The organism is Clostridium sediminicola, assembly GCF_050402865.1.
GTDB classification, from domain to species: Bacteria; Bacillota; Clostridia; order Clostridiales; family Clostridiaceae; genus Clostridium_AF; species Clostridium_AF sediminicola.
The window spans coordinates 90,020-115,561 of record NZ_BAABMF010000007.1 but is presented as its reverse complement, the minus strand read 5'-3'; the positions used below and the strand labels follow the sequence as shown (position 1 = coordinate 115,561).

27 protein-coding genes are annotated in these 25,542 nt (G+C 30.8%); 16 read left to right on the top strand and 11 right to left on the bottom strand.

Annotated elements, in window-relative coordinates; all coding sequences use genetic code 11:
- The first annotated feature begins 184 nt into the window (after positions 1–184).
- From ACQ3F0_RS13360 to ACQ3F0_RS13330, 7 genes are all read left to right on the top strand, one after another.
- Complete coding sequence (locus ACQ3F0_RS13360; protein ID WP_428865790.1) at positions 185–541, top strand: NifB/NifX family molybdenum-iron cluster-binding protein; 357 nt, start codon at positions 185–187, stop codon at positions 539–541.
- 26 nt (positions 542–567) lie between these two features.
- The gene (locus tag ACQ3F0_RS13355) at positions 568–1,455 is read left to right on the top strand and encodes a damage-control phosphatase ARMT1 family protein (protein WP_428865788.1); all 888 of its coding nucleotides are present in this window, start codon (positions 568–570) and stop codon (positions 1,453–1,455) included.
- Between the two features lie 294 nt (positions 1,456–1,749).
- Positions 1,750–2,151, top strand: coding sequence for a helix-turn-helix transcriptional regulator (locus ACQ3F0_RS13350; RefSeq protein ID WP_428865787.1), 402 nt, complete (start codon positions 1,750–1,752; stop codon positions 2,149–2,151).
- A 34-nt stretch (positions 2,152–2,185) separates the two neighbouring features.
- A complete protein-coding gene (locus ACQ3F0_RS13345; RefSeq protein WP_428865786.1) occupies positions 2,186–3,163 on the top strand; it encodes a biotin synthase BioB in 978 nt (325 codons plus the stop codon).
- 136 nt (positions 3,164–3,299) lie between these two features.
- The gene (locus ACQ3F0_RS13340) at positions 3,300–4,268 is read left to right on the top strand and encodes an ABC transporter substrate-binding protein (RefSeq protein ID WP_428865785.1); all 969 of its coding nucleotides are present in this window, start codon (positions 3,300–3,302) and stop codon (positions 4,266–4,268) included.
- Positions 4,255–5,070: an ABC transporter permease gene (locus tag ACQ3F0_RS13335; RefSeq protein WP_428865784.1), complete on the top strand. Its 816-nt coding sequence runs from the start codon at positions 4,255–4,257 to the stop codon at positions 5,068–5,070. The genes ACQ3F0_RS13340 and ACQ3F0_RS13335 overlap by 14 nt, the downstream gene beginning before the upstream one ends.
- On the top strand, positions 5,063–5,848 hold the full coding sequence (locus ACQ3F0_RS13330; protein WP_428865783.1) for an ABC transporter ATP-binding protein: 786 nt from the start codon (positions 5,063–5,065) through the stop codon (positions 5,846–5,848). Before ACQ3F0_RS13335 ends, ACQ3F0_RS13330 begins: the two co-directional genes overlap by 8 nt.
- Before the next feature lie 60 nt (positions 5,849–5,908).
- Here the strand turns inward: ACQ3F0_RS13330 and panD are convergent, their stop codons facing one another.
- The 10 genes from panD to ACQ3F0_RS13280 form a co-directional block, all read right to left on the bottom strand.
- The gene (gene panD / locus ACQ3F0_RS13325; protein ID WP_428865782.1) at positions 5,909–6,304 is read right to left on the bottom strand and encodes an aspartate 1-decarboxylase; all 396 of its coding nucleotides are present in this window, start codon (positions 6,302–6,304) and stop codon (positions 5,909–5,911) included.
- An 18-nt stretch (positions 6,305–6,322) separates the two neighbouring features.
- Positions 6,323–7,180 carry a pantoate--beta-alanine ligase gene (panC, locus tag ACQ3F0_RS13320; RefSeq protein ID WP_428865781.1) on the bottom strand — a complete coding sequence of 286 codons (858 nt, stop codon included), beginning with the start codon at positions 7,178–7,180 and terminating at the stop codon, positions 6,323–6,325.
- 32 nt (positions 7,181–7,212) lie between these two features.
- Positions 7,213–8,040 carry a 3-methyl-2-oxobutanoate hydroxymethyltransferase gene (gene panB / locus ACQ3F0_RS13315; RefSeq protein ID WP_428865780.1) on the bottom strand — a complete coding sequence of 276 codons (828 nt, stop codon included), beginning with the start codon at positions 8,038–8,040 and terminating at the stop codon, positions 7,213–7,215.
- Positions 8,041–8,880: a Rossmann-like and DUF2520 domain-containing protein gene (locus ACQ3F0_RS13310; RefSeq protein ID WP_428865893.1), complete on the bottom strand. Its 840-nt coding sequence runs from the start codon at positions 8,878–8,880 to the stop codon at positions 8,041–8,043.
- A gap of 265 nt (positions 8,881–9,145) precedes the next feature.
- The gene (gene nadC / locus ACQ3F0_RS13305; RefSeq protein ID WP_428865779.1) at positions 9,146–9,979 is read right to left on the bottom strand and encodes a carboxylating nicotinate-nucleotide diphosphorylase; all 834 of its coding nucleotides are present in this window, start codon (positions 9,977–9,979) and stop codon (positions 9,146–9,148) included.
- The gene (locus ACQ3F0_RS13300) at positions 9,960–11,261 is read right to left on the bottom strand and encodes an L-aspartate oxidase (RefSeq protein ID WP_428865778.1); all 1,302 of its coding nucleotides are present in this window, start codon (positions 11,259–11,261) and stop codon (positions 9,960–9,962) included. Before ACQ3F0_RS13300 ends, nadC begins: the two co-directional genes overlap by 20 nt.
- An 8-nt stretch (positions 11,262–11,269) precedes the next feature.
- Positions 11,270–12,193: a quinolinate synthase NadA gene (gene nadA, locus ACQ3F0_RS13295; protein WP_428865777.1), complete on the bottom strand. Its 924-nt coding sequence runs from the start codon at positions 12,191–12,193 to the stop codon at positions 11,270–11,272.
- A 306-nt stretch (positions 12,194–12,499) separates the two neighbouring features.
- A complete protein-coding gene (gene grdF / locus ACQ3F0_RS13290) occupies positions 12,500–13,810 on the bottom strand; it encodes a sarcosine reductase complex component B subunit beta (RefSeq protein WP_428865776.1) in 1,311 nt (436 codons plus the stop codon).
- Between the two features lie 17 nt (positions 13,811–13,827).
- A complete protein-coding gene (gene grdG / locus ACQ3F0_RS13285; protein ID WP_428865775.1) occupies positions 13,828–15,114 on the bottom strand; it encodes a sarcosine reductase complex component B subunit alpha in 1,287 nt (428 codons plus the stop codon).
- A 195-nt stretch (positions 15,115–15,309) separates the two neighbouring features.
- Entirely contained in the window at positions 15,310–15,714 is a 405-nt protein-coding gene (locus ACQ3F0_RS13280; RefSeq protein WP_428865774.1) for a GrdX family protein, read from the bottom strand.
- Positions 15,715–16,074: 360 nt separating this feature from the next.
- On the opposite strand from ACQ3F0_RS13280, the gene ACQ3F0_RS13275 reads away from it, so the two are divergent.
- The 7 genes from ACQ3F0_RS13275 to grdD all read left to right on the top strand — a co-directional run bounded on the left by ACQ3F0_RS13275 (position 16,075) and on the right by grdD (position 23,657).
- Complete coding sequence (locus ACQ3F0_RS13275; RefSeq protein ID WP_428865773.1) at positions 16,075–17,058, top strand: sigma-54 interaction domain-containing protein; 984 nt, start codon at positions 16,075–16,077, stop codon at positions 17,056–17,058.
- Between the two features lie 142 nt (positions 17,059–17,200).
- Complete coding sequence (locus tag ACQ3F0_RS13270) at positions 17,201–18,304, top strand: YkvI family membrane protein (protein ID WP_428865772.1); 1,104 nt, start codon at positions 17,201–17,203, stop codon at positions 18,302–18,304.
- Positions 18,305–18,729: 425 nt separating this feature from the next.
- The gene (gene trxB, locus ACQ3F0_RS13265; protein ID WP_428865771.1) at positions 18,730–19,668 is read left to right on the top strand and encodes a thioredoxin-disulfide reductase; all 939 of its coding nucleotides are present in this window, start codon (positions 18,730–18,732) and stop codon (positions 19,666–19,668) included.
- 41 nt (positions 19,669–19,709) lie between these two features.
- Positions 19,710–20,030 carry a thioredoxin TrxA gene (gene trxA / locus ACQ3F0_RS13260; protein WP_428865770.1) on the top strand — a complete coding sequence of 107 codons (321 nt, stop codon included), beginning with the start codon at positions 19,710–19,712 and terminating at the stop codon, positions 20,028–20,030.
- Between the two features lie 162 nt (positions 20,031–20,192).
- Entirely contained in the window at positions 20,193–20,666 is a 474-nt protein-coding gene (grdA, locus tag ACQ3F0_RS13255) for a glycine/sarcosine/betaine reductase complex selenoprotein A (protein ID WP_428865769.1), read from the top strand.
- A 253-nt stretch (positions 20,667–20,919) separates the two neighbouring features.
- Positions 20,920–22,458, top strand: a complete 1,539-nt coding sequence (grdC, locus tag ACQ3F0_RS13250) for a glycine/sarcosine/betaine reductase complex component C subunit beta (protein ID WP_428865768.1) — start codon at positions 20,920–20,922, stop codon at positions 22,456–22,458.
- Positions 22,459–22,475: 17 nt separating this feature from the next.
- Complete coding sequence (gene grdD, locus ACQ3F0_RS13245; protein WP_428865892.1) at positions 22,476–23,657, top strand: glycine/sarcosine/betaine reductase complex component C subunit alpha; 1,182 nt, start codon at positions 22,476–22,478, stop codon at positions 23,655–23,657.
- 77 nt (positions 23,658–23,734) lie between these two features.
- Here the strand turns inward: grdD and ACQ3F0_RS13240 are convergent, their stop codons facing one another.
- Entirely contained in the window at positions 23,735–24,196 is a 462-nt protein-coding gene (locus tag ACQ3F0_RS13240; protein ID WP_428865767.1) for a type II secretion system protein, read from the bottom strand.
- Between the two features lie 439 nt (positions 24,197–24,635).
- On the opposite strand from ACQ3F0_RS13240, the gene ACQ3F0_RS13235 reads away from it, so the two are divergent.
- Complete coding sequence (locus tag ACQ3F0_RS13235; protein ID WP_428865766.1) at positions 24,636–25,121, top strand: hypothetical protein; 486 nt, start codon at positions 24,636–24,638, stop codon at positions 25,119–25,121.
- A 191-nt stretch (positions 25,122–25,312) separates the two neighbouring features.
- Positions 25,313–25,540 carry a hypothetical protein gene (locus ACQ3F0_RS13230; protein WP_428865765.1) on the top strand — a complete coding sequence of 76 codons (228 nt, stop codon included), beginning with the start codon at positions 25,313–25,315 and terminating at the stop codon, positions 25,538–25,540.
- Positions 25,541–25,542: the final 2 nt, after the last annotated feature.

Here is a 25,542-nt window from a genome sequence, read left to right as displayed (position 1 = left end):
AAGTAAATCTATTGTGATATTTAAATCTCCTTTTTAAGGGGATTTTTTTGTATCTAGATAATTGGCATTTGACAATAATTAAAAACAAGAGTATATTAAAATGGTAAATATAAACATAGATATTTAATGAAAATACGAATTGATTTTGTGAAAAAGAATAAAAACAGGATAGGGAGGATTTTTTATGAAAATAGCAGTTGCGAGTGATGGGAAATATGTGAGTGGACACTTTGGACATTGTGAAGGGTTCACATTTTATGAGACTGTAGAAGGAAAAGAACTGAAAAAAGAATTTAAACCAAATCCGGGACATAGACCTGGATATTTACCAGTATTCTTAAAAGAACAAGGTGCAAATGTTATAATTGCAGGAGGTATGGGAGGAACAGCACAGCAATTATTTAATGAAAAAGGAATAGAAGTAGTTGTTGGTGCACAAGGACTTTGCGATGATGTAACAAATGTTTATTTAGAAGGTAAATTAAAATCAACTGGTAGCATATGTAGTGAACATGCTCATGAAGGCCATTGTAATGATTAATAAATAATGAACTTTGGGGGCTAGATATGGATGTTAATTTAGAATGTATTTATTGTACTATAAAAAAAGCAGACTCACTATTTACGCAACATGAAACGGATGAAAATAAAAAATTAAAATTTATGAAAGAAGTATTTAGAATTATTTCCATGTCAGAAAAGGGGGATACATCTCCGTATTTGAGTACACGGATAATGAGAGTTTTAAATAGTGAATTAAATTTAGGTGATATTTATTTTGATATAAAAAAGAAATATAATGAACTTCTTATTTCCATGGAAGAAGAAATTTTAGGGTATATTAATAAATCAGATGATAAACTAATTTCAGCTTTAAAATATGCAATGGTCGGCAATTTTATTGATTTTGGAGCGCTAGACAAGGTTGATATTGATGAGCTCAAAGATTTAATTAAAAATGTTCCTGAAGAAAAAATTGATATTAATGAATATGAAAATTTCTCAAAAGAATTAAAAAATGCTAATCGAATAGTATACATTGCAGATAATGCAGGAGAAATCGTCTTTGATAAAATATTCATTAAAGTAATTAAAGAAATGTACCCGGAACTAGTTATAGATGTAATTGTAAGAGGTAAACCTGTATACAATGATGCTACGATTATAGATGCAGAAGAAATAGGTCTATGTAGTATGGTTAGTGTTATTGAAAATGGAACAGATATACCAGGTACACAATTAGATCAAATAAATAAAAAGTCAAAGGAAATAATTGATAATGCAGATTTAATAATTTCAAAAGGGCAAGGAAATTTTGAAACGCTTTCTGGCTGCGGTATGAACATTTATTATATTTTCTTATGCAAATGTGATTTATTCTCTAGAAGATTTAATATAGAAAAATTTAAGGGAATATTTATTAATGAAAGAAGTATCAAGGATATAATAATATAGATAAACTACTTCGTAAGTTTGTCTAATAGTTGACAGTTCACAGTTATGGACACCTTTTGATGAATCAAAAGCTTTTAACTAAAGTAAAAGCTTCAAAACCCTAGGATAACAAAAATAATCATACCTTATCATCCATGATGATAAGATATGATTATTTTTTTATGAATTTATGAAGTAGTTTATATTTAAGTAATAGTAAAATATTTGTGTTTTTTGTACATTTTTAACCAGTTAAAGTCAAGGTATTGTTAATTTTTAAAACAGTATGTAGAATAAAAATTGAGGTGATTAACTATGTCTACTAACAGACAAGGTCTACTAACAGACATGAAAAAGTGTTCGTGTAAAGGTAATAATTTAGATAAACTAATACAACCTACTCTTTTAACTATGTTAGCAAAAGTGGAAGAAGGGATGCATGGATATAGGATTATGGAGGAATTAGGGAACAAGAACTTATTTTCTCAAAAAACTCCTGACAGTACTGGAGTTTATCGTACATTGCGGACATTGGAAGAGAGAAATTTAGTTATATCAAAATGGGATGTGTCAGGTACAGGGCCTGCGAAAAAAATATATAGCATTACTAATGTGGGTAGAGAATGTTTGGAACAATGGATTTATACTTTACAGCAATATAAAGAAACAATAGATATTATATTAAAAGACGCAAAAAATGTATGCAATAAAGAGTAAACTATAAAATACGTAACAAGAAGGAGGCATTATATTGAATACAGAAGAATTGATCCAATATGCAAAAGAAAATGCGTTAAGTGGGAAAGTATTAGATAGATACAGTATTATAAAGTTATTGGAAATTGATCCAAATTCAAAAGAAGCTGAAAAGTTAGGAGAAAGTGCTAGAGATGTAGCGAGAGAAGTGGTGAGTAATAAAGGAAAAGTATGGGCTTCTATTGGAGTAGACTATCAGCCATGTTCTATGAACTGTAGCTTCTGTTCTTTTGGAGAAAAGTGGGCGGCTACTAAAGAATCTTATACTTGGTCTGATAATGAAGTAATTAGTTTTGTGAGAAAATTTGCATCAGAAGGTGCATTTTGGATAACACTTAGAACTACAGAATTTTTTGGTTTTGATAGGCTTTGTGAATTAGCAAAAAAGATACGTTCAACTGTACCAGGTAATTATAAACTTGTTGTAAATACTGGTGAGTTTAATGATGAAAGAGCAAGACTACTAACACAAGCAGGATTTGAAATTGTATATCATTCAGTTAGATTGAATGAGGGTGTTGATACCCCATTTTTAGTGGAAAATAGATGTAAAACTTTAAAAGCTATTCAAAATACTAATATGGATCTTGCTCATTTGGTAGAGCCTATTGGGATTGAACACACAAATGAGGAAATAGCAGATGTGTTTATAACTGCACTAAATCATGGAGCCAAACTTTCAGGAGCCATGTCAAGAATTCCAATACCAGGAACTCCACTTTATCATCATGGTCAACTACCAGAAAGAAGATTAGCTCAAATTGTAGCTATAACAAGACTTGTAGCAGGAAATTTGGCACCGGATATATGTGTACATCCGCCATCTCAGTTAGCAATGGAGTGGGGAGCAAATGTGGTGGTTGTTGATGTAGGTGCAGTTCCAAGGGATTCTAATAATTTAAACTCAGAATGGCAAAGTTTTGATGTTAAAACCGCAAAAAAATGGTTTGAAAATGCAGGATACGAAGATTAGCATAATTAATATTAAAATTAGAGAAATACCAATTCAACAATAAATCTAAACATGTCAAACCTTATTGATAACTAAGATTTTGTACATGTAGAGATTAAGTTTACGTAAGGTATGTCTATAGAATGGAGTAATAAAGATGAGAAGGATAAGATTTATTGCAATAGTTTTTTGCATGGTTATAGTTATTACTGGGTGTAGTAAAAAACAAAGCAATATAAATAATATTAAAGTGGGGACTTGGAAGACAGCGCAAACTATTCAGCCTTTTACGTATAAACAGTTTTTAGATGAAGAGGATAATATTGAAGTGTTTCCTTTTACAAATCCAGGAGATCAAAAGGCAGCTTTACTTTCAGGAGAGTTAGATATGTGTGGCACAACTTTGGTAACTGCAATAATTGCTGCATCTAAAGGGGAACCTATTAAGATAATCAGTGGCCTTTGTAATAAATGTTCGGCTATTGTAGTAGGTAAGGATTCCAATATTGAAAAAGTAGAAGATTTAAAAGGAAAAGTTATTGCATATGTGCCTGGGACAATGCATCATATACTTTTACTTGAAACATTAGAAAGAGTAGGTCTTGATCCAGATAAAGATGTAGAATTAAAGCGAATAGATTTCTTTGATATGGGACAAGCCCTTGCACGGGGAGATATAGATGCCTTTTGTAGTGGAGAACCATCTCCTTCTATAGCACTATCTGAAAAATATGGACAAATATTAACTTATCCATATTATGATGAAAGCATTGGATATATAAATGCTGTAATGATTACTACAGAAGATAGAATTGAAAAGGATAGGGAAAAGATTAAAAAACTGGTCACTGCACATGTAAAATCTACTGAATATTTAAAAGGGAACAGAAAAGACTGGTTAGATAAAGCGCAAGAATTTGGCACTGATAAGAAAGTGTTGGAACTAGCTGTAGATAATATGGATTTAGCATGGGAAATTAATCAGGAAATGATAGAACAAACAAAAAATCTTGCTAAGCGTATGGAACAATTAGGGGTTATTTCTAAAGTTCCAGATATTGAAGAACTATTCAATTTAAGTTTTATAGAATACTCTAGGAAAGAATTAAAAAATGAGAAGAAATGATTTGATTAAGAAGAGGAATTTATCTATAGATTGGATTAAGTTAGTTTTGCCTACAGGAATTGTTGTTTTATGGCAGTTAGCTACTTCTATTTTTAATCTTCCAGAGTATATAATACCATCTCCAAAACACCTAATAATTGTGTTAGTTGATTTTATTTGGGGAATTTCGGGAGTGACACCTTATTCAGGGGATTTTTTGACTCATTCAGTGGCTAGTATTGGAAGAGTTTTGGGTGGTTTTTCTATTGCATTTTGTTTTGGGTTACCCTTAGGGCTATTGACAGGTAGATCTTCCTTGTTGAATAGATTGATTGATCCATTAATTCATTTGATTAGAACTATACCAGGAATTGGATGGCTCCCAATTGCTATAGTCTGGTTTGGTGTTGGAGGTAGAACTACAATTTTTCTTATTGCTCTAGCATCATTTTTTCCTATATATGTTAATGTTTCAGAAGGAGTTAGAACTATTCCAACTAAAACAATTAGGGCAGCGAAAATACTTGGTGCACGGGGATTTAAATTTTTTAGTACGGTAGTTTTACCTGCATCAATGTCCTCTTTATTTTCGGGAGTAAGACTTGGGTTAGGTATTTCATGGGCCTATGTAGTATTAGGTGAACTTACAGGAGTGACAAAGGGATTAGGTGCTATTATGATGGATGCTAGAATGTTGGGGCATGTAGATATGATTATGGTTTCTATGTTTTGTATAGCATTTTGGGGAAGAGTCAGTGATATTATATTAGTTCTTTTAATGAAAAGAATTAATCCATTTATTGGAGGATGCCATAATGAATAATGATTTTCATAAAGTACTTTCATTTAAAGATGTAAGTAAAACATTTATCAATCCAAGTATTGGAGAAAAAATGTGTACACTAAATTCAGTATCGTTGAATGTTAGGAAAGGTGAAATTGTAGGTATTATTGGTCCAAGTGGATGTGGCAAATCTACATTATTGAATATAGTTGCAGGTTTTGAAAAGGCTGATTCTGGTACAGTAATTTATAAAAACCAGTCAATACAAGAATCTTTATTTGACTCAATGGGTATGGTGTTTCAATCACCATCTTTATTTCCTTGGCTTAATGTAAAAAAGAATATTGAATACGGTCTTAAAATAAAAAAAGTAAGCAAAGAAGTAAGGCAAAAAAAGGTTGAAGAATATATTAATAGAGTAGATTTAAAAGAATTTAAATACTATTTTCCACACCAATTATCAGGTGGTATGCAACAAAGAGTAGCTTTGGCAAGGGCTTTAGTTATGAAACCAAGTTTATTGTTAATGGATGAACCTTTTGCGGCACTTGATTACCAGACTCGTTTAGAAATGCAAAGTCTCTTGATGGATTTATGGGAAATTTATAAACCAACGATACTATTTGTAACACATGATATTGACGAGGCTTTGATTCTTTCAGATAGAATAGTTGTTATGAGCAAAAGGCCTGCAAAAATAATTCAAGAGGTGATAGTACCTTTTGAACGACCACGATCTCTTTTTTCAATAGAGAATTCTAAATTTTCAGAATTAAAAACGGAGATATATAGCTTACTTATGTCCAATATAAAATAAATAGAAAGGCTGTTTTAAAATAAAATATATCTTCTATTTTAAAACAGCCTAGTTGTTTGATTACTTTACCATGTTACTTATTTCACCATGTTTTTCATAATTAAATACTTGTTGTATTGAATTATCATCATTGACAAATACTACTTTTGGCTTATGATCTTTAGCTTCTTCAAGAGTCATTTGAGTATAACTCATAATAATAATTTTATCATCTTTATGAGCACACCTTGCAGCAGCTCCATTTAAACAAATCATTCCACTTCCAGGTTCTCCGGCAATTGTATATGTTTGTATTCTATGACCGTTATTTATATTTACAATCTCAACTTTCTCATATTCTAAAAGATTAGCTGCTTCTAGTAAATCTTTAGCTATCGTAATACTACCTACATAGTGTAATTCAGCTTGAGTTACAACAGCCCTATGAATTTTAGATTTTAACATTGTAATTTCCATGTGATATTCCTCCATTATCTATTCTATATTAAAGGTAAAATTATCAATAAGTCTTGTTTTCCCAATAAATACTGCTATAGCCACAAGAACTGAGTCTTTTATTTCTCTTATAGGTTGAAGGTTTTTTGAGTCTACAACTTCAATATAGTCAATTTTTGACAATGGTTCACTTGAAATTTCGTATTCAATAGTATTTAAAATTATTTTTGAGTTTTTTTCTCCATCTTTTAATAATTGTTTTGCTTTTGATAAGCTTTTATTCAGTACTAAAGCTGCCTTTCTTTCTTCAGAAGACAGGTATGTATTTCTTGAGCTCATTGCAAGACCATCTTTTTCTCTAACGATAGGACATCCAATAACCTCTAAATCAATATTTAAATCATCAACCATTCTTTTTATAACAGCGAGCTGCTGCGCATCTTTTTCTCCAAAGTAAGCTTTATGGGGTTTAACAATATTGAAAAGTTTTGAAACAACAGTACAAACACCTCTAAAATGACCTTCTCTTTTTGCTCCACATAAACCACTTGTGAGTCCTTGTACGTTTATATATGTGGAATAGTTATTAGTATACATTTCTTTTGGCTCAGGATTAAATATTAATGCAACTCCTGAATCTTCACATAATGCTACATCATTTTCAATGGCTCTAGGATAAGTATTTAAATCCTCTTTAGGGCCAAATTGAGTTGGATTTACAAAAATACTAACTATCACTTTATCATTTTCAACTACTGCTCTATCAATTAAACTTTTATGTCCTTCATGAAGAAATCCCATTGTTGGAACTAATCCAATGGATAGTCCTCTTTTTCTCCATTCTTTAACATTCGTTCTAATGGCATCTATGGATTTTGATATCTCTATTGTACTCATATTCGTACTCCTTTCCTTCTTATACTTATTTACTAATATAATTTGTTTAGAATATCTTCATTTATTTTGAAAGTATGTTCTTCTCCAGGAAAAGTTCTATCTTGTACTTCTTCAATATATCTTTTAAAACCTTCTTTCATTATTTCACCAACATTCTCAAACTTTTTAACGAACTTTGGTGTAAATTCTGAAAACATGCCTAGCATATCTTGATACACAAGTATTTGACCATTACAATCTGATCCTGCTCCAATACCTATTGTAGGGATTGAAACTTTTTCAGAAATTAATTTTGCCAATTCTGAAGGTATGCATTCTAAAACTATTGAAAATGCGCCTGCTTCTTCAATTTTCTTGGCATCTTGGATTAGTTTTTTTGCAGCATTTTCATTTTTACCCTGTACTTTGAAACCTCCGAAAATGTTAATTGATTGAGGTGTTAAACCAAGATGACCCATCACAGGAATTTGTGCTTCTACAATAGCTTTTATTTTATCACAAACTATAGCTCCACCTTCAAGTTTCACTGCTTGAGCTCCTGCTTCTTTTACTAATCTTCCGGCATTTTTCACAGCATCATAAACAGAAGTCTGATAAGACATAAATGGCATATCAGCAACTATTAAAGCGTTTTTTGTACCTCTTGTAACTGCTTTTGTATGATGTATAATATCTTCCATTGTTACACTAAGAGTATCTTTATAACCTAAACAAACCATGCCCAATGAATCACCTACTAATATACCATTTATTCCAGCTTCATCAATTAGTTTTGCCATGGAATAATCATATGCAGTAAGCATTGTAAGCTTATTGTTATCAACTTTTGCCTTAATAAATGTAGCAACACTATTTTTCAATTAGCTCTCCTCCAATAGTTTTTCTAATTCAGAATAATCTCTTTCTTTATTTTTATCTTTAGCAATTTTCAAAAGATTTAAAGATAAAATTTTATATAATTCTTTATTATTTTCATTCAAAACATTAATATGTTTCTGGATTGTATTAACATCGCCTCTTTCGATGGGACCAGTTAATGCATCCATGAAATCATTTTCTTTAATATTTTGGATATTACTACAAATAAGTGGTAATAGGGCATCCTTTGCATCTTTCCTTGGCACATCACAAAGTTTTAAATAATCACATCCTATATCAAATAAAGATAATACAAGATTTGAAACAGTTACATTTGCTAAATGATACAAAGGTTTCTTGTTACTGTCTATTGAGATAACTTTATTACCTAAATCCATAAAAAATTTTCTCAAAAAATCAATATGTTTTTTATGTCCCTCAATAGAAAAATACGCATTATTTAATTTTGAGTGAGAAGTAAATTTATCTGAAAATGGAAAAATTGGGTGGATAGAGTATCCGAAGGCACCTGAGAGGTTTATTTGTGAAAAAATTTTTGAGGAAAAAGAGCCACTTGTGTGACAAATAATTTTCCCTTTAATAGTATAATTTTTTATATTTTGCCATACTTCATTAATTTTATCATCAGGAGTAGTAATAAATATGGTATCACAATCTTTAATTAAATCTTCTATATTGCTATAAGCTTTTGAATTAGTAAAAACTGCTGCTTCTTTAGCAGATTCGAAATTTCTGCTAAAATAACCTGTAATAATTATATTATTCACAGAAAAATATTTTCCTAAAGAAAAGCCTACTTTACCTGCTCCTATAAAACCGATTTTTAAATTTATAATATATCACCTCCAAAAAAGTATTCAGTAGTGATACATTTATTACTTGTCTCATTCTGATGATATGAGCAAAATATTAGTTATAAAATGACCTCAGGTGTAGTTCCAAATGGATACTACCCAATAAAGTAACATTGTATAATCAGACTTTAATCCAATCACCCTACGATATATACCACTTTGTATATTTCAAAAGTAATGAATGGTGTATGAGTGTTGGGGATTACTGTATTATACAATTCCTCTATACATACTATAATACTAGATTTTTCATACTAATATCAAGTGCTTTTACAGAATGAGTTAACATTCCAGAAGAGATAAAATCTACTCCAGTTTCTGCAATTGATTTTATAGAATCAATAGTAACATTCCCGGAAGCTTCTGTAATTGCTCTTCCATCTATTATTTCTACAGCTTTTTTCATTGTTTCAATATCCATATTATCTAGCATTATAATATCAACTTTAGCATCTAATGCTTCATAAACTCCTTCTAAACTTTCAACCTCTACTTCGATTTTCCTAACAAAAGATGTATTGTCCTTAACTTTTTTTACTGCTTCTCTTATACCGCCTGCTGCACTAATGTGATTATCTTTTATCATTATACCATCTGATAAATTAAATCTATGATTGTAAGCACCTCCAACTCTTACCGCATATTTATCAAGAATTCTAAGATTAGGGGTAGTTTTCCTTGTATCCAGAATTTTAGCTTTAGTGTGTTTAACCTGTGATGCCATTTTGTTTGATATGGTGGCAATGCCACTCATTCTCTGAATTAAATTCAAAGCAACTCTTTCGCCAGTTAAAATATTGCAAGTTAATCCAGAGACTTTGCATATAATGTGACCGTTCTTTACTTCAGCTCCATCTTTAACAGAAAATGCTGTTTCAACATTACCTACTATATCAAACACTCTTTTAAAAACTTCAATGCCTGCAACTATCCCATTTTCCTTTACAATTAGATCTATACTACATGTAGAGTTCTCTGTTATTATTGCTTGTGTTGTAATGTCTCCATAAATTCCATCCTCAATTAAAGCTTCTTTTATTATTTTATCAACAACTAGCCAGTTCATTTTTCTTGTCCCCCAATACTTTACTGAATTCGTAAACTGCGACTTTTCTATTTAAATCTAAAATTTTATTTACCTTACTTTTAGCTAAATCACTTTCAAAACTCATAATAGATGTTTTGGAAATGGTATCATTTATATAATTTGCTGCTCTTCTTGAAAAAACCAAGGCTTCAAGCAATGAGTTACTTGCAAGTCTATTAGAACCATGAACACCGGTGCAACTTACTTCTCCACAAGCAAAAAGATTATTCATAGATGTTTTACAATTGAAATCTACATCAATTCCTCCCATAAAATAGTGCTGAACAGAAGTAACTGGTATCTTCTCTTTTGTAATATCTATACCTCTTTCATAACATCCTTTGTAGATACTAGGAAATCTATCAATAATATAATCACTAGTCATGTTTGAAATATCCAAGTACACACAAGGCCATTCCGTCTTTTTCTCTTCTTTGATAATTTCTCTTGAAACCACATCTCTAGAAAGAAGTTCATTAACAAATCTATTACCATATTTATTAACCAATATTCCGCCTTCACCTCTTACTGACTCAGATATCAAAAATCTTCTATCATTATTTTCTTCTTCATATAATGCAGTAGGGTGGAATTGAACAAAATTTAAGTTTTTTACTTTGATCCCATTTCTAATAGCTATAGCTATACCTTCAGCAGCAACTCCTCTTTGATTAGTAGAATTTTTAAATAGTCCACCTATTCCACCAGTTGCTAATATTGTTATTTTAGAATTAAAAGTTATAACTTCATCATCTATTAAACCAATAGCTCCTATTGCATTATTACTATCTTTTAATAAATCTACTATACAACAATTTTCAATTATATTAATATTTTTTCTATTTATTACTTCTTTATACAAACATTCAAAAACTTGCTTACCTGTATAATCCTTATAATGTACAATTCTATTTACACTATGTGCACCTTCTCTAGTGTAATTATAGCCCGAATCATTTTTATCAAAATCTACTCCTATATTTTCTACAAATTCTATATTTGGCCTGGTATCTGTAGCAAGAATACGAACAGCATTTATGTCATTTTTATACGATCCTGCTCTAAGGGTATCTTCAACAAATAATGATTCATCTTCGTCATTTAAAACAGTTGAAATACCTCCCTGAGCAAGATAGGTGTTGCAATTATCTGCAGTGGATTTTGTTACGATAGTTACGTTTAAGTCTTCTTTCAAATGAAGAGCTGCATAGAGCCCTGCAAGGCCACTTCCTACAATTAATACATCAGTACTAATTTTCATATAATCACCTACTTACCTAGTTTAAGCATATTTTGGAGTGAATGAGAGGCTTTATTTATAACCTTTTCATCCAAATTAACTTCAAATTTTTCTTCATTCAAACATTCATATAAGTTTTCAAGAATTATCTTTTTCATAGTGAAACAATGCATTAATGGCACAAAAATAAATTCTTTTTCAGGATATTTTTCAGTTAACTTATGTTTTATGCCACCTTCAGTAACTATTATATATTTGTCATAATCTGCTTTTCCTGCAAACGCTATTATCTGTCCAGTACTTCCAACAAAATCAGCCTTGTCCCTAATATTTTTTCTACATTCAGGATGAACTAATGTAGCAACTTTCTCATCATTCTTTAAACTTTCAGCTTGTACTTTAAGTAATCTTTCTTCAGTTACTTCATCATGAACCCAACAATAACCATCCCATAAAATGATTTCTTTGTCTTTTACTTGTTCAGCAACATATGAACCTAGATTTTTATCAGGTACAAAAATGATTTTATCTGCATCAAGGTTATTTACAATTTTAACTGCATTTGATGAAGTACAGCATATATCTGATACTGCTTTTACTTCGGCAGTAGAATTTACATAACAAACTACTTTTGCGTCTGGATGCTTTTCTTTCATACTTAGAATTCCTTCTTCATCAACCATATTTGCCATTGGACAAAAGGCATTATTAACAGGGATAAGAACCTTTTTTTCTGGTGATAAGATTTTTGCACTTTCTGCCATAAAGTTGACTCCACAAAAAACAATGGTATTTTCTTTACAATTTTTCGCAGTCTTACTCAAATAAAATGAGTCTCCAACCTCATCGGCAATTTCTTGAATATCTTTATCAACATAGTAATGTGCTAAAATAACTGCATTCTTTTCCTTCTTAAGCTCAATAATTTTTTTCTTAAATTCAGTAGGGGTCATATATATCTCTCCTTTAATATTATCTTTAGAGAAACCAAAATCAATATTTGAATTGGAATCTTTATAATATTTTATTTTACAAAACAGTATGGATTTACAGGTGTATATACACTTGTAAATAATATAGCACTTTTTAAATAAATTATCAAGAATTTATAGTTTCCTTAGATAATGTTTGTACTTTTTAAAGAAAAAGTTTGTTACAGATTAAAAATATGTTTTGGGGCAGAGTAGGGAAATATAAAAAGGTGTGCTCAATTTAATTTTGAGCACACCTTATTTTTGTTAAAGTAATTTCAATTATAATTAATCTTCAAAAACAGTTTGTTCTGATACTTCAGTTTCTAAAGCTTTCAAAGCTTTTTTTACTAACTTATATCTAATATCTTTACTATCTTCATAAGATAAAGCTGGGTTTCCTAATGGGTGAGGAATACTTACAGTTGGAACAATTCTATTTGCTCCGATTGTTAAAGATATTGGAATTATAGTAGCTAAGTGAACTACAGGAATTCCAGCTCTTTCAATTTCTTTTACCATCGTTGCGCCGCAACGAGTACAAGTTCCTCAGGTTGAAGTAAGTAGAACTGCACCTATTCCATCTTCTACAAGTTTTTTACTGAAAGACTCTCCAAAACCTTTAGCATTTCCTACTGAAGTACCTGTACCAGTTGTAGATACAAAGTAGTTAGCGAGTTCACCAATGATTCCTTCTTTTTCATATTCTCTAAGTACATCTAGAGGAATAACTAAGTTTGGATCTTCAGTTACAAAGGCTCTATCATATCCTCCATGTATTGTCATAAAATCTTCTTTTTTCATGGTATCCATTTCTGAAATATCATAAATACCATATTTTGTTGCACTAGAAGATTCGATTCTATCTGGGTTTCCTTGAGGAACTACACCACCTGAAGTAACTACACAAACCTTAACTTTAGATATATCTGGAACAGGAGCAACAGGATCAACTCTATCAAAAGTAGGCATAGGGTACTCGGTAGCATACTCGTCTTTGCTTATTTTCTTTAAAAGCATATCAATAGCTCTTTCAGATCCTCTTTTTTCATTAAAGTAATTTACTCTGATTCCTCTTTCAAGATATCCTTCTTCTGAACCTGAAAGAATTTCTTCTTTATTAACTAATTTTTTTGCAAGTAAGCAGATATTCTTAACAGCAGATTTCATGCTTGCTGCAGAGATAGCAGTTTCAATAATGTATAAATCTTTTCTGAACATATCTACACCAGGGTTTTCAGGATACATTGCAGTTATTACAGGTATGTTTAATTCTTTTTCAACTTCCAAAGCCATAGTTCCACAAGCAGTACCATATCTACCTGCATTAAATGCAGGACCTGCTACAAATAAATCGGGCTTAAATTCTTTTATCATATCCATTAATTCTTTTTTTGCACTTTCTAAATTTTCACCAAAATATGAATCACCACAAATAACAGTAGCAACTATTTCATAATCATTACCAAGACCAGCTGCTAATGCTAAACCAGGACCTATAGCGCCTTCTTTTAATTGTGGTGGAATATCAGCTTTCTCTTCTCCGCCGATACCAGCAAAAAAGTTATTTATATAATGAACAACTCTATATTTACTCATAATGATATATCCTCCTATTAATAATTTCTTGCTGCTAATTTGTTGTAACCGTTAGCAATTGTCGAAGCAATAATTATTTGAATTTCAGCTTCAATACTTCCGTCTTCTTTAAGAGAACCTTCATAACCACCAATCATAGTTTCTATGAATTCTAATGTTCCTATAGTTTTTTCCATAGGAGGGAAGTACTCGATAATATTACCATTTCCACATGATACTAAAGCATCAGCTTCAGGAACTGTATCAGCTACAGATTGTGATTTTCCATCTCTACCTGGGAACTCATCAGTAATAAGAACAACATCTATGCCTTCTTTTTGAATCTTTTGACAGTTCATCATAAGGTCAGTATCAGGATTTCCGTATCCTTCCTCGGTGATGATAACACCATCTAAACCTAAGTGTTTACATAACTTTGCTGTCATATCAGAAGAACGTTCTTTATCCATAAGCCAAACATTTTCATTGGTAAGAACAACACCCATGAAGTTTAAATCTTTCCCGTGTCTTGCGTATAAATCTTCAATAACAGGATTATTAAAGTGATGGAATGTTGTAACTTTATCGCAAGGTGCTACACAGTTTCCACTAACAATAGCACCATCCATGATTTCAGTAGGGTACATAAAAGTAGGAATGAATGTCTTGGCATCTACTCCATAATAAAAAGTATCGTGCAATAAACCTTGAGATTGAAGCATATGAACGTATCCTACTTTAGGGAGATTAGGGTATTGAGCAGCTTGTTCTAAAAGTGGTTTAGTTTCATAAGTAACTATTTCATCAGGTTCTATATTTTTTCCAGCCTCTCCAACATAAGCGCCAACTTTTAATCCAGCTAGTCTGCCAGCTTCCTCATATTCATGAGTTTCAATGCCTTCTTTACCTTCGATTACAATACAAACATTACATGTTTTTGAAAAAGGAGTATATTTTGCAGTAGGACCTGACATGTCAATAAGACCTTCTTGGAAACCTACAATTTTACCACAGGTGATAACGTTTGCACCTACAAGAGCATGAGTACGTCCTTCACCTACTGTTTTAACCTTATTTATTACTCCAGGGAAAATTTTTCCAGATCCAGATACCTTTACTCTTGGTTCTACTACATCTTTTACAGGAGCTATCCTTACTGATTCACCTGGTCTTGCTAATTCTACTTCCGCTTTGATTAATCTCTTGTCTTCTAAAACTAATTTACTTATTTCGTCTTTATTTACATAAAGAGTTCCATTTTCAACTTTTGTTTCAGAACCAAATTGTACATCAGAAATCTTGATTTTACCTAATTCTAACTTCAAAACATTACCTCCTTTAATAATTTGAGAGTGCCAAAAGTTATATTAATAACTTTTCGATAATCCCTTGATTTGCAGATAAACATTACAGAAATGTGTAGTTGTTTATCTTATATAGATAGACTTGTTTACCTAAGTTGAAAAATAATTAGTTCAATTCATGAAACTAAAATTTCTCAATAATTTAGGCAGATAAGTTTATAACAAGTTTATATAGGTACTTTTATTTAGTGTAGCTCCATCCATAAAAGATAAATCTAAAGTCTTAAAATCATTTAAAATTGAATTTGACCATTTGGGTAAACTTCTAAATTTAAGAAACTTATTAGCTGATTCTATTGCATTTTCAATAAGCGTTATGCTATTGAAATCCATGATATCGCTAGGTATTAAAAGTACAGACTTATATGGTGTTTGGTTTGGTTTCAAGCTGCCAGCCATAGGGTGTGTTAGAATTTTATAATTAGAATGAACTTTGTCGCGAACAAGTTGTAAGATTTCTAAATAGCTAACATTTTGGAAAATAACAGTAAACTTATCTTTATACTTCAAATACACTTTATTGTTGTTTGTAATAAGTAGATATTGTTTTTCTTCTAACATAAAATAAACCTCCTATAAAAAACAGTGAAATTTTTTGATAATATTTTATCAACTCATCCTCAATATTCTTTACAGCAAGTAGTATGCCAAATAAAGTAAAATGATTATTTTAATAGGGATTTTAACAGAGATACCAATATTACTAACCAATTTAATTGGGATAGACTCTAGAGAATTGAAGCTTATGAGACAAATAAAATTAAGATTAACTTCTAATATTTTGATATAGTGAAGTGATTAAAAAATAAGAAAAAGAAATTTATTTCTCAAATAGTGAAAAAAATTTCTTTTAATTTAATCAAATATGATACAATATTATCAAAAGGTAAAAATAGGAATAAAAAAGGAGTGTGACCACAAATGAAAGGTAATAAAGATTTTTTACAAGAATATTGTATCAGTACTAAAAGTAAAAAATTTCAAAGAATGCTCTATCTTTGTGAAAAAGTTGCTAAAACAAATGTGAATGTTTTACTTATCGGTGAGTCTGGCTCTGGAAAAGAAGTAGCTGCAAAATATATACATTATTGCAGTAAGAGAAATCATAATCCATTAATAATTATGAACTGTTCTTCTTATACAGATAATTTATTGGAAAGTGAACTGTTTGGACATGAAGAAGGAGCTTTTACTGGAGCCATCAAAGCTAAAAGAGGGAAAATAGAGATGGCGGACAAAAGTACATTATTTTTGGATGAAATTGGCGACCTTAATTTGGTTACACAAATTAAATTATTACGAACATTAGAAACTAAAAAAATTCAAAGAGTAGGTAGCAACAAAGAAACAGAAATAAATTTTCGATTAATCACTGCCACTAACATAGATATGAAAAAGGCAGTATTAGACGAAAAAGTTAGAGAAGATTTTTTTTATAGAATAAGCACAGTAGTAATAAAGGTTCCTTCTCTGAGAGATAGGAGAGAGGATTTAGAGGATTTAATTGACTTTATGTTAGAAAAGTCCCAAGAAGAAAATGAAATACAAATACATGATATAGAACCACAGGTAAAGGAATTTTTACTTCAGTACGAATACCCTGGTAATTTAAGAGAATTAAAAAATATTTTAGATAGAATGGTTGTTCTATCAGAAAATGGAGTAATAACTGAAAATGGATTACCTATAATGCATTCTATAAAACCAGATAAAGAGAATGTACAACAGAATGAATTTAAAAAAGTAATTCCTCTAAGAAAATATAAACAAGAAACAGAAAAAAATTATTTAGCTTGGGTTTTGAAACGCTATAATGGTAACGTTTCAAAAGCTTCAAAGGATTTAAATATTAGTTCAAGACAGTTGTTTAATAAGATTAATGAGTATGATTTGAGGCAAAAATGAAAACTAAATCCTTGACAGTAAGTTTTAACTATATATATAATATATTTAAGTATAACTGGTGTTTTTTTGAATAACTTTTTTGATGAATATATAAACTCATCCTCAAAGCGAGTGTATATTTCTTTATTAGAAAGGGGTCATTATGAAAGAGCAAACAGTTAATATGAAAACAGTGATAACATTTGCTGGAGCTTTTATAGCTTTTTTAATAGGTTCTGGATTTGCAACAGGTCAAGAGGTATTACAGTATTTTTCATCATATGGGTTTATGGGGATTGCTGGTTCATTTGTCGTCCTTATTCTACTTTTGTATGTAGGGGTTAGTTTCATAACAGTAGGACAAGAAAATAAATTTGAAAAGGGTAGTGACATATATAAGTATTATTGCGGTAATATATTAGGAACATTCTTTGATTATTTTTCTATACTTTTTATTTACTTGTCATTTATAGTAATGATAGCTGGAGCTGGAGCTACATTTAATCAGCATTTTGGTTTGCCAGTTTATGTTGGCGGAATAACAATGGCTTTTTTAGCAGGTATGACTGTGTTATTTGGTCTAGGCCGTATCGTTGATATAATTGGAAAGATTGGTCCAACCATAGTAGTTATATCGATAGCATTAGGCTTAATTTCAATTTTTAGTAATTTAGATGGACTTGCAAAGTCAAGTGAATTAGTACAGACTCTTACTTTAACAAAAGCATCAACTAATTGGTTTTTTGCAGCAGGCTCTTATGTAGGATTTTGTATGTTGTGGTTAGCAGGATTTTTATCAGCGATGGGTGCTACTGCTAATAGTAAAAAAGAAGCAGCATATGGAGCTATATTAGGGGCAATAAGTTTTTCTTTAGCTGTAATTATTGTTGCATTAGGATTATTGGCTTGTATTGAAGAAGTAGCAGGTAGTCAAATACCTTCATTAATTTTGGCTGAGAACGTACATCCTTTATTGGCAACAGTTTTCTCAGTAATTATTGTTGCGGGGATATATACTACTGCAGTACCATTGTTATGGTCAGTTTCTTCGAGATTTACTGAAGATAAAAGCCCTAAATTTAGAGTATTGACGATAATTTTAGCAATAATAGGTTTATTAGTTGGAATAGGATTGCCATTTGCTAAGCTTGTAAACATTGTATACGTTATCAATGGGTATGTCGGGATAGTATTACTTATTATAATGTTTATAAAAAGTATAAAATCTAGAATATCTAAAAACTATAATGATGATTTAAGTATGTAAAATGATAATCTAAGTATATTATAAGTAAGTGTAATGTAATAATTTGCACAGTGAGTGCTAAAAAATGAATAATAAAGCTTGTGAGGAAATTGAAAAGTTCTTCACAAGCTTTTTTTTATGTATGAGGAATTTATAAATTTCATTAAACATACAGTCTTTAAATAAAGAAATTTTTTTCATAATTGAAGAAAAAAATTTCTTTTTATATATTTTAACTGTTATATTATTAACAGTTGGAGGTCATTACTTGTGGGATTATGCATCAAAAAAGTCAATTGAATATTTTGGTACATTATTTGCTATATAATAAATCGAGGATGGATTTATTAAAATCCTATGAAGAAAAGTTTGCCTAAATAGAAAAGATAGTGAATTACAAATTTTTATTAAGAAGTAGAATACTTCATTATATTTGGAGGGTAAAGATGGATAATTTATATGATGTGATAATATTAGGCGCTGGACCAGCTGGATTAGCTGCTGGACTTTACGCTGCTAGAGCAAGAATGAAAACTTTAATTTTGGAGAAAGATAGCCCAGGTGGACAAATTGTAATAACTCATGAAATTGCAAATTATCCTGGTGCTATTGCGGAAGAAAGTGGTCCTAGTTTAATAGCTAGAATGGTCAATCAAACTGAACAATTTGGAGCTGAAAGAGTAAGTGACAATATTGTTGAGGTTGAACTTTCTGGTAAAGTAAAAGTTATTAAAGGGGAAAAAGGAGAGTATCATGCAAAATCTGTAATAATTGCAACTGGTGCAGAACCAAAATTAATTGATTGTCCAGGGGAAGCAGAATTTACAGGTAAAGGAGTTTCATATTGTGCAACTTGTGATGCTGATTTCTTTGCAGGATTAGAAGTATTTGTAGTAGGTGGAGGAGACTCTGCTGTTGAAGAAGCATTATACTTAACTAAGTTTGCAAGAAAAGTAACTATAGTTCATAGAAGAGATGAATTAAGAGCTGCAAAGTCAATTCAGGAAAAAGCATTTAAAAATGAGAAGATGCATTTTATGTGGGATTCAGTAATTGAAGAAATAAAAGGTGATGGCATAGTAGAGTCAGCTATCTTCAAAAATACTAAAACTGGAGAAACAACTGAGTATTTTGCTGATGAAGATGATGGAATCTTTGGAATATTTGTTTTTATTGGATACACTCCAATTAGTAAGTTATATGAAGGACAAATTGAAATGGAACATGGATATATTGTTACAGATCAAGACATGAAAACAAATATCGAAGGTGTATATGCTGCGGGAGATATCAGAGTTAAATCTTTAAGACAAGTAATTACAGCAGCAGGAGATGGAGCTATTGCAGCAGTAAATGCTGAAAGATATGTTGAAGATTCTGAATAAGAATTAATATAATAAAACAATAAATTTAAAGGAGGTAAAAAATGTTAGTATTAGATAAAAATACTTTTAAAGAAGAAGTTTTAGAATCTAAAGGATTAGTTTTAGTTGATTACTTTGGTGATGGTTGTGTACCATGCGAAGCTTTGATGCCTGATGTATTAGCATTAGCTGAAGCATATGAGGGAAAAATGAAATTCACTAAATTAAATACTTCTAAAGCTAGAAGATTAGCAATTTCTCAAAAAGTTTTAGGTCTTCCAACAATATCTCTTTATAGAGATGGAGTTAAGATTGATGAATTAACAAAAACTGATGCAACAAAAGCTAATATTGATGCAATGATTAATAAACATTTAGGCTAGTAAATAATATATAAAATACTGCGTAGATTTATATATTATTATTGTAAGTGTTAAGTTGTAGGTTGTAAGTTATAGAACTAAAAAAGTTAATATTTAATATTGAGTTATTACATTTATAGATAATAATTATTTAAATTTAAAAATAAAAGGAGGATATCGAACATGAGTATGTTTGAAGGAGCAAAAGTAATCATCGTTGGCGATAGAGATGGTATACCTGGTCCTGCAATAGCTGAATGTATCAAAGGTACTGGTGCTGAAATAGTTTTTTCATCAACAGAATGCTTTGTCTGAACAGCTGCAGGTGCTATGGATCTAGAAAATCAAAATAGGGTAAAAAGTTTAACTGAAAAGTATGGTGCAGAGAACATGATAGTTCTTTTAGGTGCAGCAGAAGGTGAAGCTGCAGGTTTAGCAGCAGAAACAGTTACAAACGGAGACCCTACTTTCGCAGGTTCATTAGCAGGAGTCCAGTTGGGACTAAAAACTTATCACGTAGTAGAGCCAGAAGTGAAAGAAGCAGTAAATGAGGAAGTATACGAAGAGCAAATAGGCATGATGGAAATGGTATTAGATGTAGATGATATTATTTCAGAAATGTCTTCTATCAGAGAACAATTTTGTAAATTTCTATAATGTTCAAAATATGAAATGGGTGATGTGCGCATCACTCGTTTTTTTATATATATCTATATGAGTGACAAGTGAAGAGTGACAAGTGACAAGTTTAGGATGATTTTCTTACAGAAAATCTTAAATTAAGCTTTTCTCATCTTCGATGAATGATTTTTAATTAAAGATTTCACGTTAGTGAAAGGTGAAAGGTATCCGTAACTTGTCACTTGTCACTTAAAACTTGTCACTAATAAAAAGTTGGAGGGAAAACAAAATGAACTATGCTGTTATAAAAGGAACTGGCTATGTATTAGTAAATACTCCTGACATGATTTTACATAATGGTACAACTCAAACAATGGAGAAAATAACAAATCCTGATTCACATTATTTGAAGGAGATTTCTAAATATATTAGACCATTTGAAGAAGTGGTTAACTATGCACCAAACCAAGCTTATATAGGAAACATGACACCAGAAGAATTAAGAGGATATGAGATGCCTTGGTATGACAAGAGCGTTGAAGGTGCAACTCGTGATGGTAAATTTGGTGAAATTATGCCTCAAGATGAGTTTATTGGTCTTATGAAGATTTCAGATGCTTTTGAACTTGTTAAACTTAATAAAGAATTTACTGCAAGAATCAAAGAAAAATTAGCTAATCACCCATTATTCAAAGATGAGATAGATAAGTTACAAGATGGAGACTCAATGGAAGAGATTGAGAACATTGTTAACGAACTTCATGGAGAAGGAATCTATAACGATGGAAAATTAGTTGGATGTGTTAAAAAAGCTCATGATATAGATGGAAACTTAACTGCTCATGTTTTATTCGAAAACTTAGTTGTTAAAGCATCAGGTGTTCTTGCATTCAAAAATCTTGTTGCTAAAAACAACATTAATGTTGAAGATATTGAATATGTAATTGAATGTTCAGAAGAAGCTTGCGGAGACATGAACCAAAGAGGTGGCGGAAACTTTGCAAAATCTATAGCAGAGATATCAGGTGCTGTAAATGCAACAGGTTCTGATACTAGAGGGTTCTGTGCTGCACCAACTCATGCCCTTATAGAAGCGTCAGCTTTAGTTCAAGCAGGAATATACAAAAATGTTGTTATAGTAGCTGGTGGTGCTACAGCGAAGCTTGGAATGAACGGAAAAGACCATGTTAAAAAAGGAATTCCAGTACTTGAAGATATATTAGGTGGATTTGCAGTATTAATAAGTGAAAATGATGGCGTAAGCCCTGTAATTAGAACAGATATTTTAGGAAGACATACAGTTGGTACAGGTTCTTCACCACAAGCAGTAATGACATCATTAATCGCTGCACCTTTAGATAGAGCAGGATTAAAAATCACTGATATAGATAAATACTCAGTTGAAATGCAAAATCCAGATGTAACTAAACCAGCAGGAGCTGGAGATGTACCAGAAGGAAACTACAAAATGATTGGTGCATTAGGTGTTAAGAGAAAAGAGCTTGAAAGAAAAGAATTACTTCCATTTATCAAAAAACATGGAATGCCAGGATGGGCTCCAACTCAAGGTCATATTCCATCAGGAGTTCCTTACTTAGGTTTTGCTATGGATGATTTAACAGAAGGTAGCTTAAATAAAGTAATGATCGTAGCAAAAGGAAGCTTGTTCTTAGGTCGTATGACTAACCTATTTGATGGAGTTTCAGTTGTTATAGAAAGAAATTCAGGCAAAAAAGAGGAAGCTGGTTCAAGTGTTTCTCAAGATGAAGTTAAAACATTAATTGCAGAATCAATGAGAGATTTAGCAGCACTTCTACTAAAGGAATAGGGGTGAACTATATGACAATGAGTAAATCTTCAGTTAAAGAAATGATTGGAAATGCATTGCTTGAAGTATCAGAGGCAATTGAATCTGGTCAATTTGGAAAGAAAGTAAGAATAGGAATAACTACTTTAGGTTCAGAGCATGGAACTGAAAATCTTCTGAAAGCAGCAGAATTAGCTTCAAAAACTTCGGAAAATATTGAGGTTGTTTTAATAGGACCAAAGGTTGAAACAGAACTTGCAATAGTTGAAGCAAACAGTGAAGATGAAATGTACTCTAAAATGGAAGAGTTATTAGATAGTGGAGAACTTCAAGGTTGTGTAACTATGCACTATAACTTCCCAGTTGGAGTTTCAACAGTAGGAAGAGTGATAACTCCAGGAATGGGAAAAAAAATGTTCTTAGCTACTACTACAGGAACGGCAGCAGTAAACAGAGTAGAAGCCATGGTTAAAAATGCTCTACATGGCATAATCACTGCAAAATCTATGGGAATAGAAGAGCCAACAGTTGGAATTCTAAACTTAGATGGAGCAAGACAAGTGGAGCGTATTTTAAAAGAATTAAATAGTAACGGATATAAAATAAAATTTGCTGACTCAGCTCGTGCCGATGGCGGAGCCGTTATGAGAGGTAATGACTTATTAGCTGGAACTGCAGATGTTATGATTACAGATACTTTAACGGGTAACATTATGATGAAAGTATTCTCAGCTTACACAACAGGTGGAAGCTACGAAGCAACAGGATACGGATATGGTCCTGGAGTTGGAGAAGGATATGAAAGAAATATATTAATAGTATCAAGAGCATCAGGAATACCAGTTGTAGCAAATGCTATAAAATATGCAGCAGACCTTGCAAAAGGTAAATTAGTAGAAAAATCAAAAGCAGAATTTAAGAAAGCAAAAGATGCAAAACTAAATTCAATTTTAGAATCTCTTAATAAAGATGCAAAAAAATCTTCAGATGAAGAAGAAGTAACAGCACCACCAAAGGAAGTAGTAACAGGTTCATTATCAGGAGTAGATATAATGGAACTTGAAGATGCTGTAAAAGCACTTTGGAAAAATGGTATCTATGCTGAGAGTGGAATGGGTTGTACAGGACCAATAGTAATGGTTCATGAAACAAAAGTTGCAGAAGCTAGAGAAGTTTTAGAGCGTGTAGGATTTATTGCAAAAGAGGGAGATTGCTGTTAGAAAATATCATTAAATTCAATAAAGCATATAATAAGGAATAAATTTTATAGCACAGATATAAATTTATTCCTTATTAGTTATTTTGATATATTAATAGTATATAGAACTTCATCTGGATATTTATTATGTCTTTTGGATGCTGGATTAAATTTTACATCAACTTTGATATTAGAAGCAGTTACATTTAAGTTGAATACATATTGTCTTTTGTCAATGATGTTATCTAGGATTTTTTTGTCAATGTAATTTGGAACAAAGATTTTTTCAAAAGATCTACCTGAGCCAGTGAAAGATACTTTTTTACCTGACGAATCTACCCCTTTGAAACTGTTGTTATTTGATAATGATATATCGCCATTTTGATAAGCAAAATTTATTGCATCTCCTATGATTTTGGCATTATATCTATCCGCAGCTAACTTAGTATTTTGAGAATAATTTATGAATTTTGGTATAGTTATTAATGCTAAAATTGACAAAATTGCTATTACAATAATTAGTTCAATTAAAGTAAATCCTTTCTTGGTTTTATTATACATAAATATCACCTTCCAGTATTTAAATATAATGATAGTCATATTATATCATAAAAGTTAATAAATATTAAAAATAGGTTTCTGGTTTAAAAAAAACTAATAAATCATCTATATTTAAACATTAGTTTAGGTGTTTATTTAAATTAGTTTTAGAATATTAATTCGTAATAGAACTACATTGTGGTATAATATAGTTATGGATAGTATTATTTCAATTATATGTGTTATAATATATTATGTAAATTATATGCCATAATGATAAAACATTGTCACCTAACTAGGTGATTTTTTCAGTGGATTTAAGTGTAGCTTTTGTACTTTTTATGACGTAAAAATGAATAGGTTCTGGTTTATAAACACCGAGAAGGTTAAGGTTTCTTATCTAAGCAGAGATATAATATTTTGCTACTTTAGGTGATTAAATAAAAGGGAGAATGATTAAGTGAAAAGAAAGTATAATTTAAAGAAGACATTGTCAATGAAAATGTTTATTGCAGAATTTGGAGAAGATTTTTCTGAACATATTAAAGAAAGATTACTAGATTTAGAGGTAAGAGGGGTTCTAAAAAGAAAGGATCCTATATATAGCTTTAATTTAAAAAATGTTGAACATACGAAATATAATTGTAAAACTAGTAATGGGTTAAAAACAACTCAAAAAGAGTATGCATTTGGTCAATTTAAAGTAATTGAAGGAGAGCTTTACTTTTCAGAAAAATGTACAGAAAGTGATAGGGTAATGCAAGCTCCTATAGTTGAAAGTATATACAATAAATTAGATGGAGAAAGTATTATAAATGATGAAGGGTGTAATGCTAAAAAAATAGATGATAGTAATGTTGATTTTGTAGTAGACTCAATATTATCTGTTTGTCCTGATGTATCACAGGAGTATTTGGATATCATAAAGCATATGTCATCTTATTAGGTAAATAAGTTGTTGAGCAAAAATCCATATTATTTTATTAAAATGCTGTATACCGATAATCTGTCATGGGCTTTTAGCTCATGGCTTTTTAAGTTATTTATGTGTTCAGTAAACAAAGATTTTGTGATAGAATAATTATTGGTGTTGATTGAATTTGAGTATAATATAAAACATAGATAGGAGGTATAGATATGGAAAACTATCTGCACGAGAATTCTTTTATGATTGCATTTGCATTTATTTTTCTTGCTATATTTGTAAGTATTAGTGTATTTAAAAAAATAGAATATTTTTGGGAAAGTAAAAGAGTTAAATTAATAAGAAAAGCATTAGGGGATCAACGAGCAGCAATTTTATACTATATAACTTCGGCAATTGCTTTATTTTTAGCTATATGTTTACTTTTAGGTTGGGTATAAAA

What these genes read in the sequence shown, in the direction of transcription:
- ACQ3F0_RS13230 (WP_428865765.1), top strand. Translation starts at nt 25,313, where the DNA reads ATGGAAAACTATCTGCACGAGAATTCTTTTATGATTGCATTTGCATTT.
- ACQ3F0_RS13300 (WP_428865778.1), bottom strand. Translation starts at nt 11,261, where the DNA reads ATGAAAATTAGTACTGATGTATTAATTGTAGGAAGTGGCCTTGCAGGG.
- ACQ3F0_RS13275 (WP_428865773.1), top strand. Translation starts at nt 16,075, where the DNA reads ATGAAAGGTAATAAAGATTTTTTACAAGAATATTGTATCAGTACTAAA.
- ACQ3F0_RS13350 (WP_428865787.1), top strand. Translation starts at nt 1,750, where the DNA reads ATGTCTACTAACAGACAAGGTCTACTAACAGACATGAAAAAGTGTTCG.
- ACQ3F0_RS13360 (WP_428865790.1), top strand. Translation starts at nt 185, where the DNA reads ATGAAAATAGCAGTTGCGAGTGATGGGAAATATGTGAGTGGACACTTT.
- ACQ3F0_RS13240 (WP_428865767.1), bottom strand. Translation starts at nt 24,196, where the DNA reads ATGTATAATAAAACCAAGAAAGGATTTACTTTAATTGAACTAATTATT.
- trxB (WP_428865771.1), top strand. Translation starts at nt 18,730, where the DNA reads ATGGATAATTTATATGATGTGATAATATTAGGCGCTGGACCAGCTGGA.
- trxA (WP_428865770.1), top strand. Translation starts at nt 19,710, where the DNA reads ATGTTAGTATTAGATAAAAATACTTTTAAAGAAGAAGTTTTAGAATCT.
- panD (WP_428865782.1), bottom strand. Translation starts at nt 6,304, where the DNA reads ATGGAAATTACAATGTTAAAATCTAAAATTCATAGGGCTGTTGTAACT.
- ACQ3F0_RS13270 (WP_428865772.1), top strand. Translation starts at nt 17,201, where the DNA reads ATGAAAGAGCAAACAGTTAATATGAAAACAGTGATAACATTTGCTGGA.
- panC (WP_428865781.1), bottom strand. Translation starts at nt 7,180, where the DNA reads ATGAGTACAATAGAGATATCAAAATCCATAGATGCCATTAGAACGAAT.
- ACQ3F0_RS13340 (WP_428865785.1), top strand. Translation starts at nt 3,300, where the DNA reads ATGAGAAGGATAAGATTTATTGCAATAGTTTTTTGCATGGTTATAGTT.
- grdD (WP_428865892.1), top strand. Translation starts at nt 22,476, where the DNA reads ATGAGTAAATCTTCAGTTAAAGAAATGATTGGAAATGCATTGCTTGAA.
- nadC (WP_428865779.1), bottom strand. Translation starts at nt 9,979, where the DNA reads ATGAACTGGCTAGTTGTTGATAAAATAATAAAAGAAGCTTTAATTGAG.
- ACQ3F0_RS13330 (WP_428865783.1), top strand. Translation starts at nt 5,063, where the DNA reads ATGAATAATGATTTTCATAAAGTACTTTCATTTAAAGATGTAAGTAAA.
- ACQ3F0_RS13355 (WP_428865788.1), top strand. Translation starts at nt 568, where the DNA reads ATGGATGTTAATTTAGAATGTATTTATTGTACTATAAAAAAAGCAGAC.
- ACQ3F0_RS13280 (WP_428865774.1), bottom strand. Translation starts at nt 15,714, where the DNA reads ATGTTAGAAGAAAAACAATATCTACTTATTACAAACAACAATAAAGTG.
- ACQ3F0_RS13335 (WP_428865784.1), top strand. Translation starts at nt 4,255, where the DNA reads ATGAGAAGAAATGATTTGATTAAGAAGAGGAATTTATCTATAGATTGG.
- grdC (WP_428865768.1), top strand. Translation starts at nt 20,920, where the DNA reads ATGAACTATGCTGTTATAAAAGGAACTGGCTATGTATTAGTAAATACT.
- nadA (WP_428865777.1), bottom strand. Translation starts at nt 12,193, where the DNA reads ATGACCCCTACTGAATTTAAGAAAAAAATTATTGAGCTTAAGAAGGAA.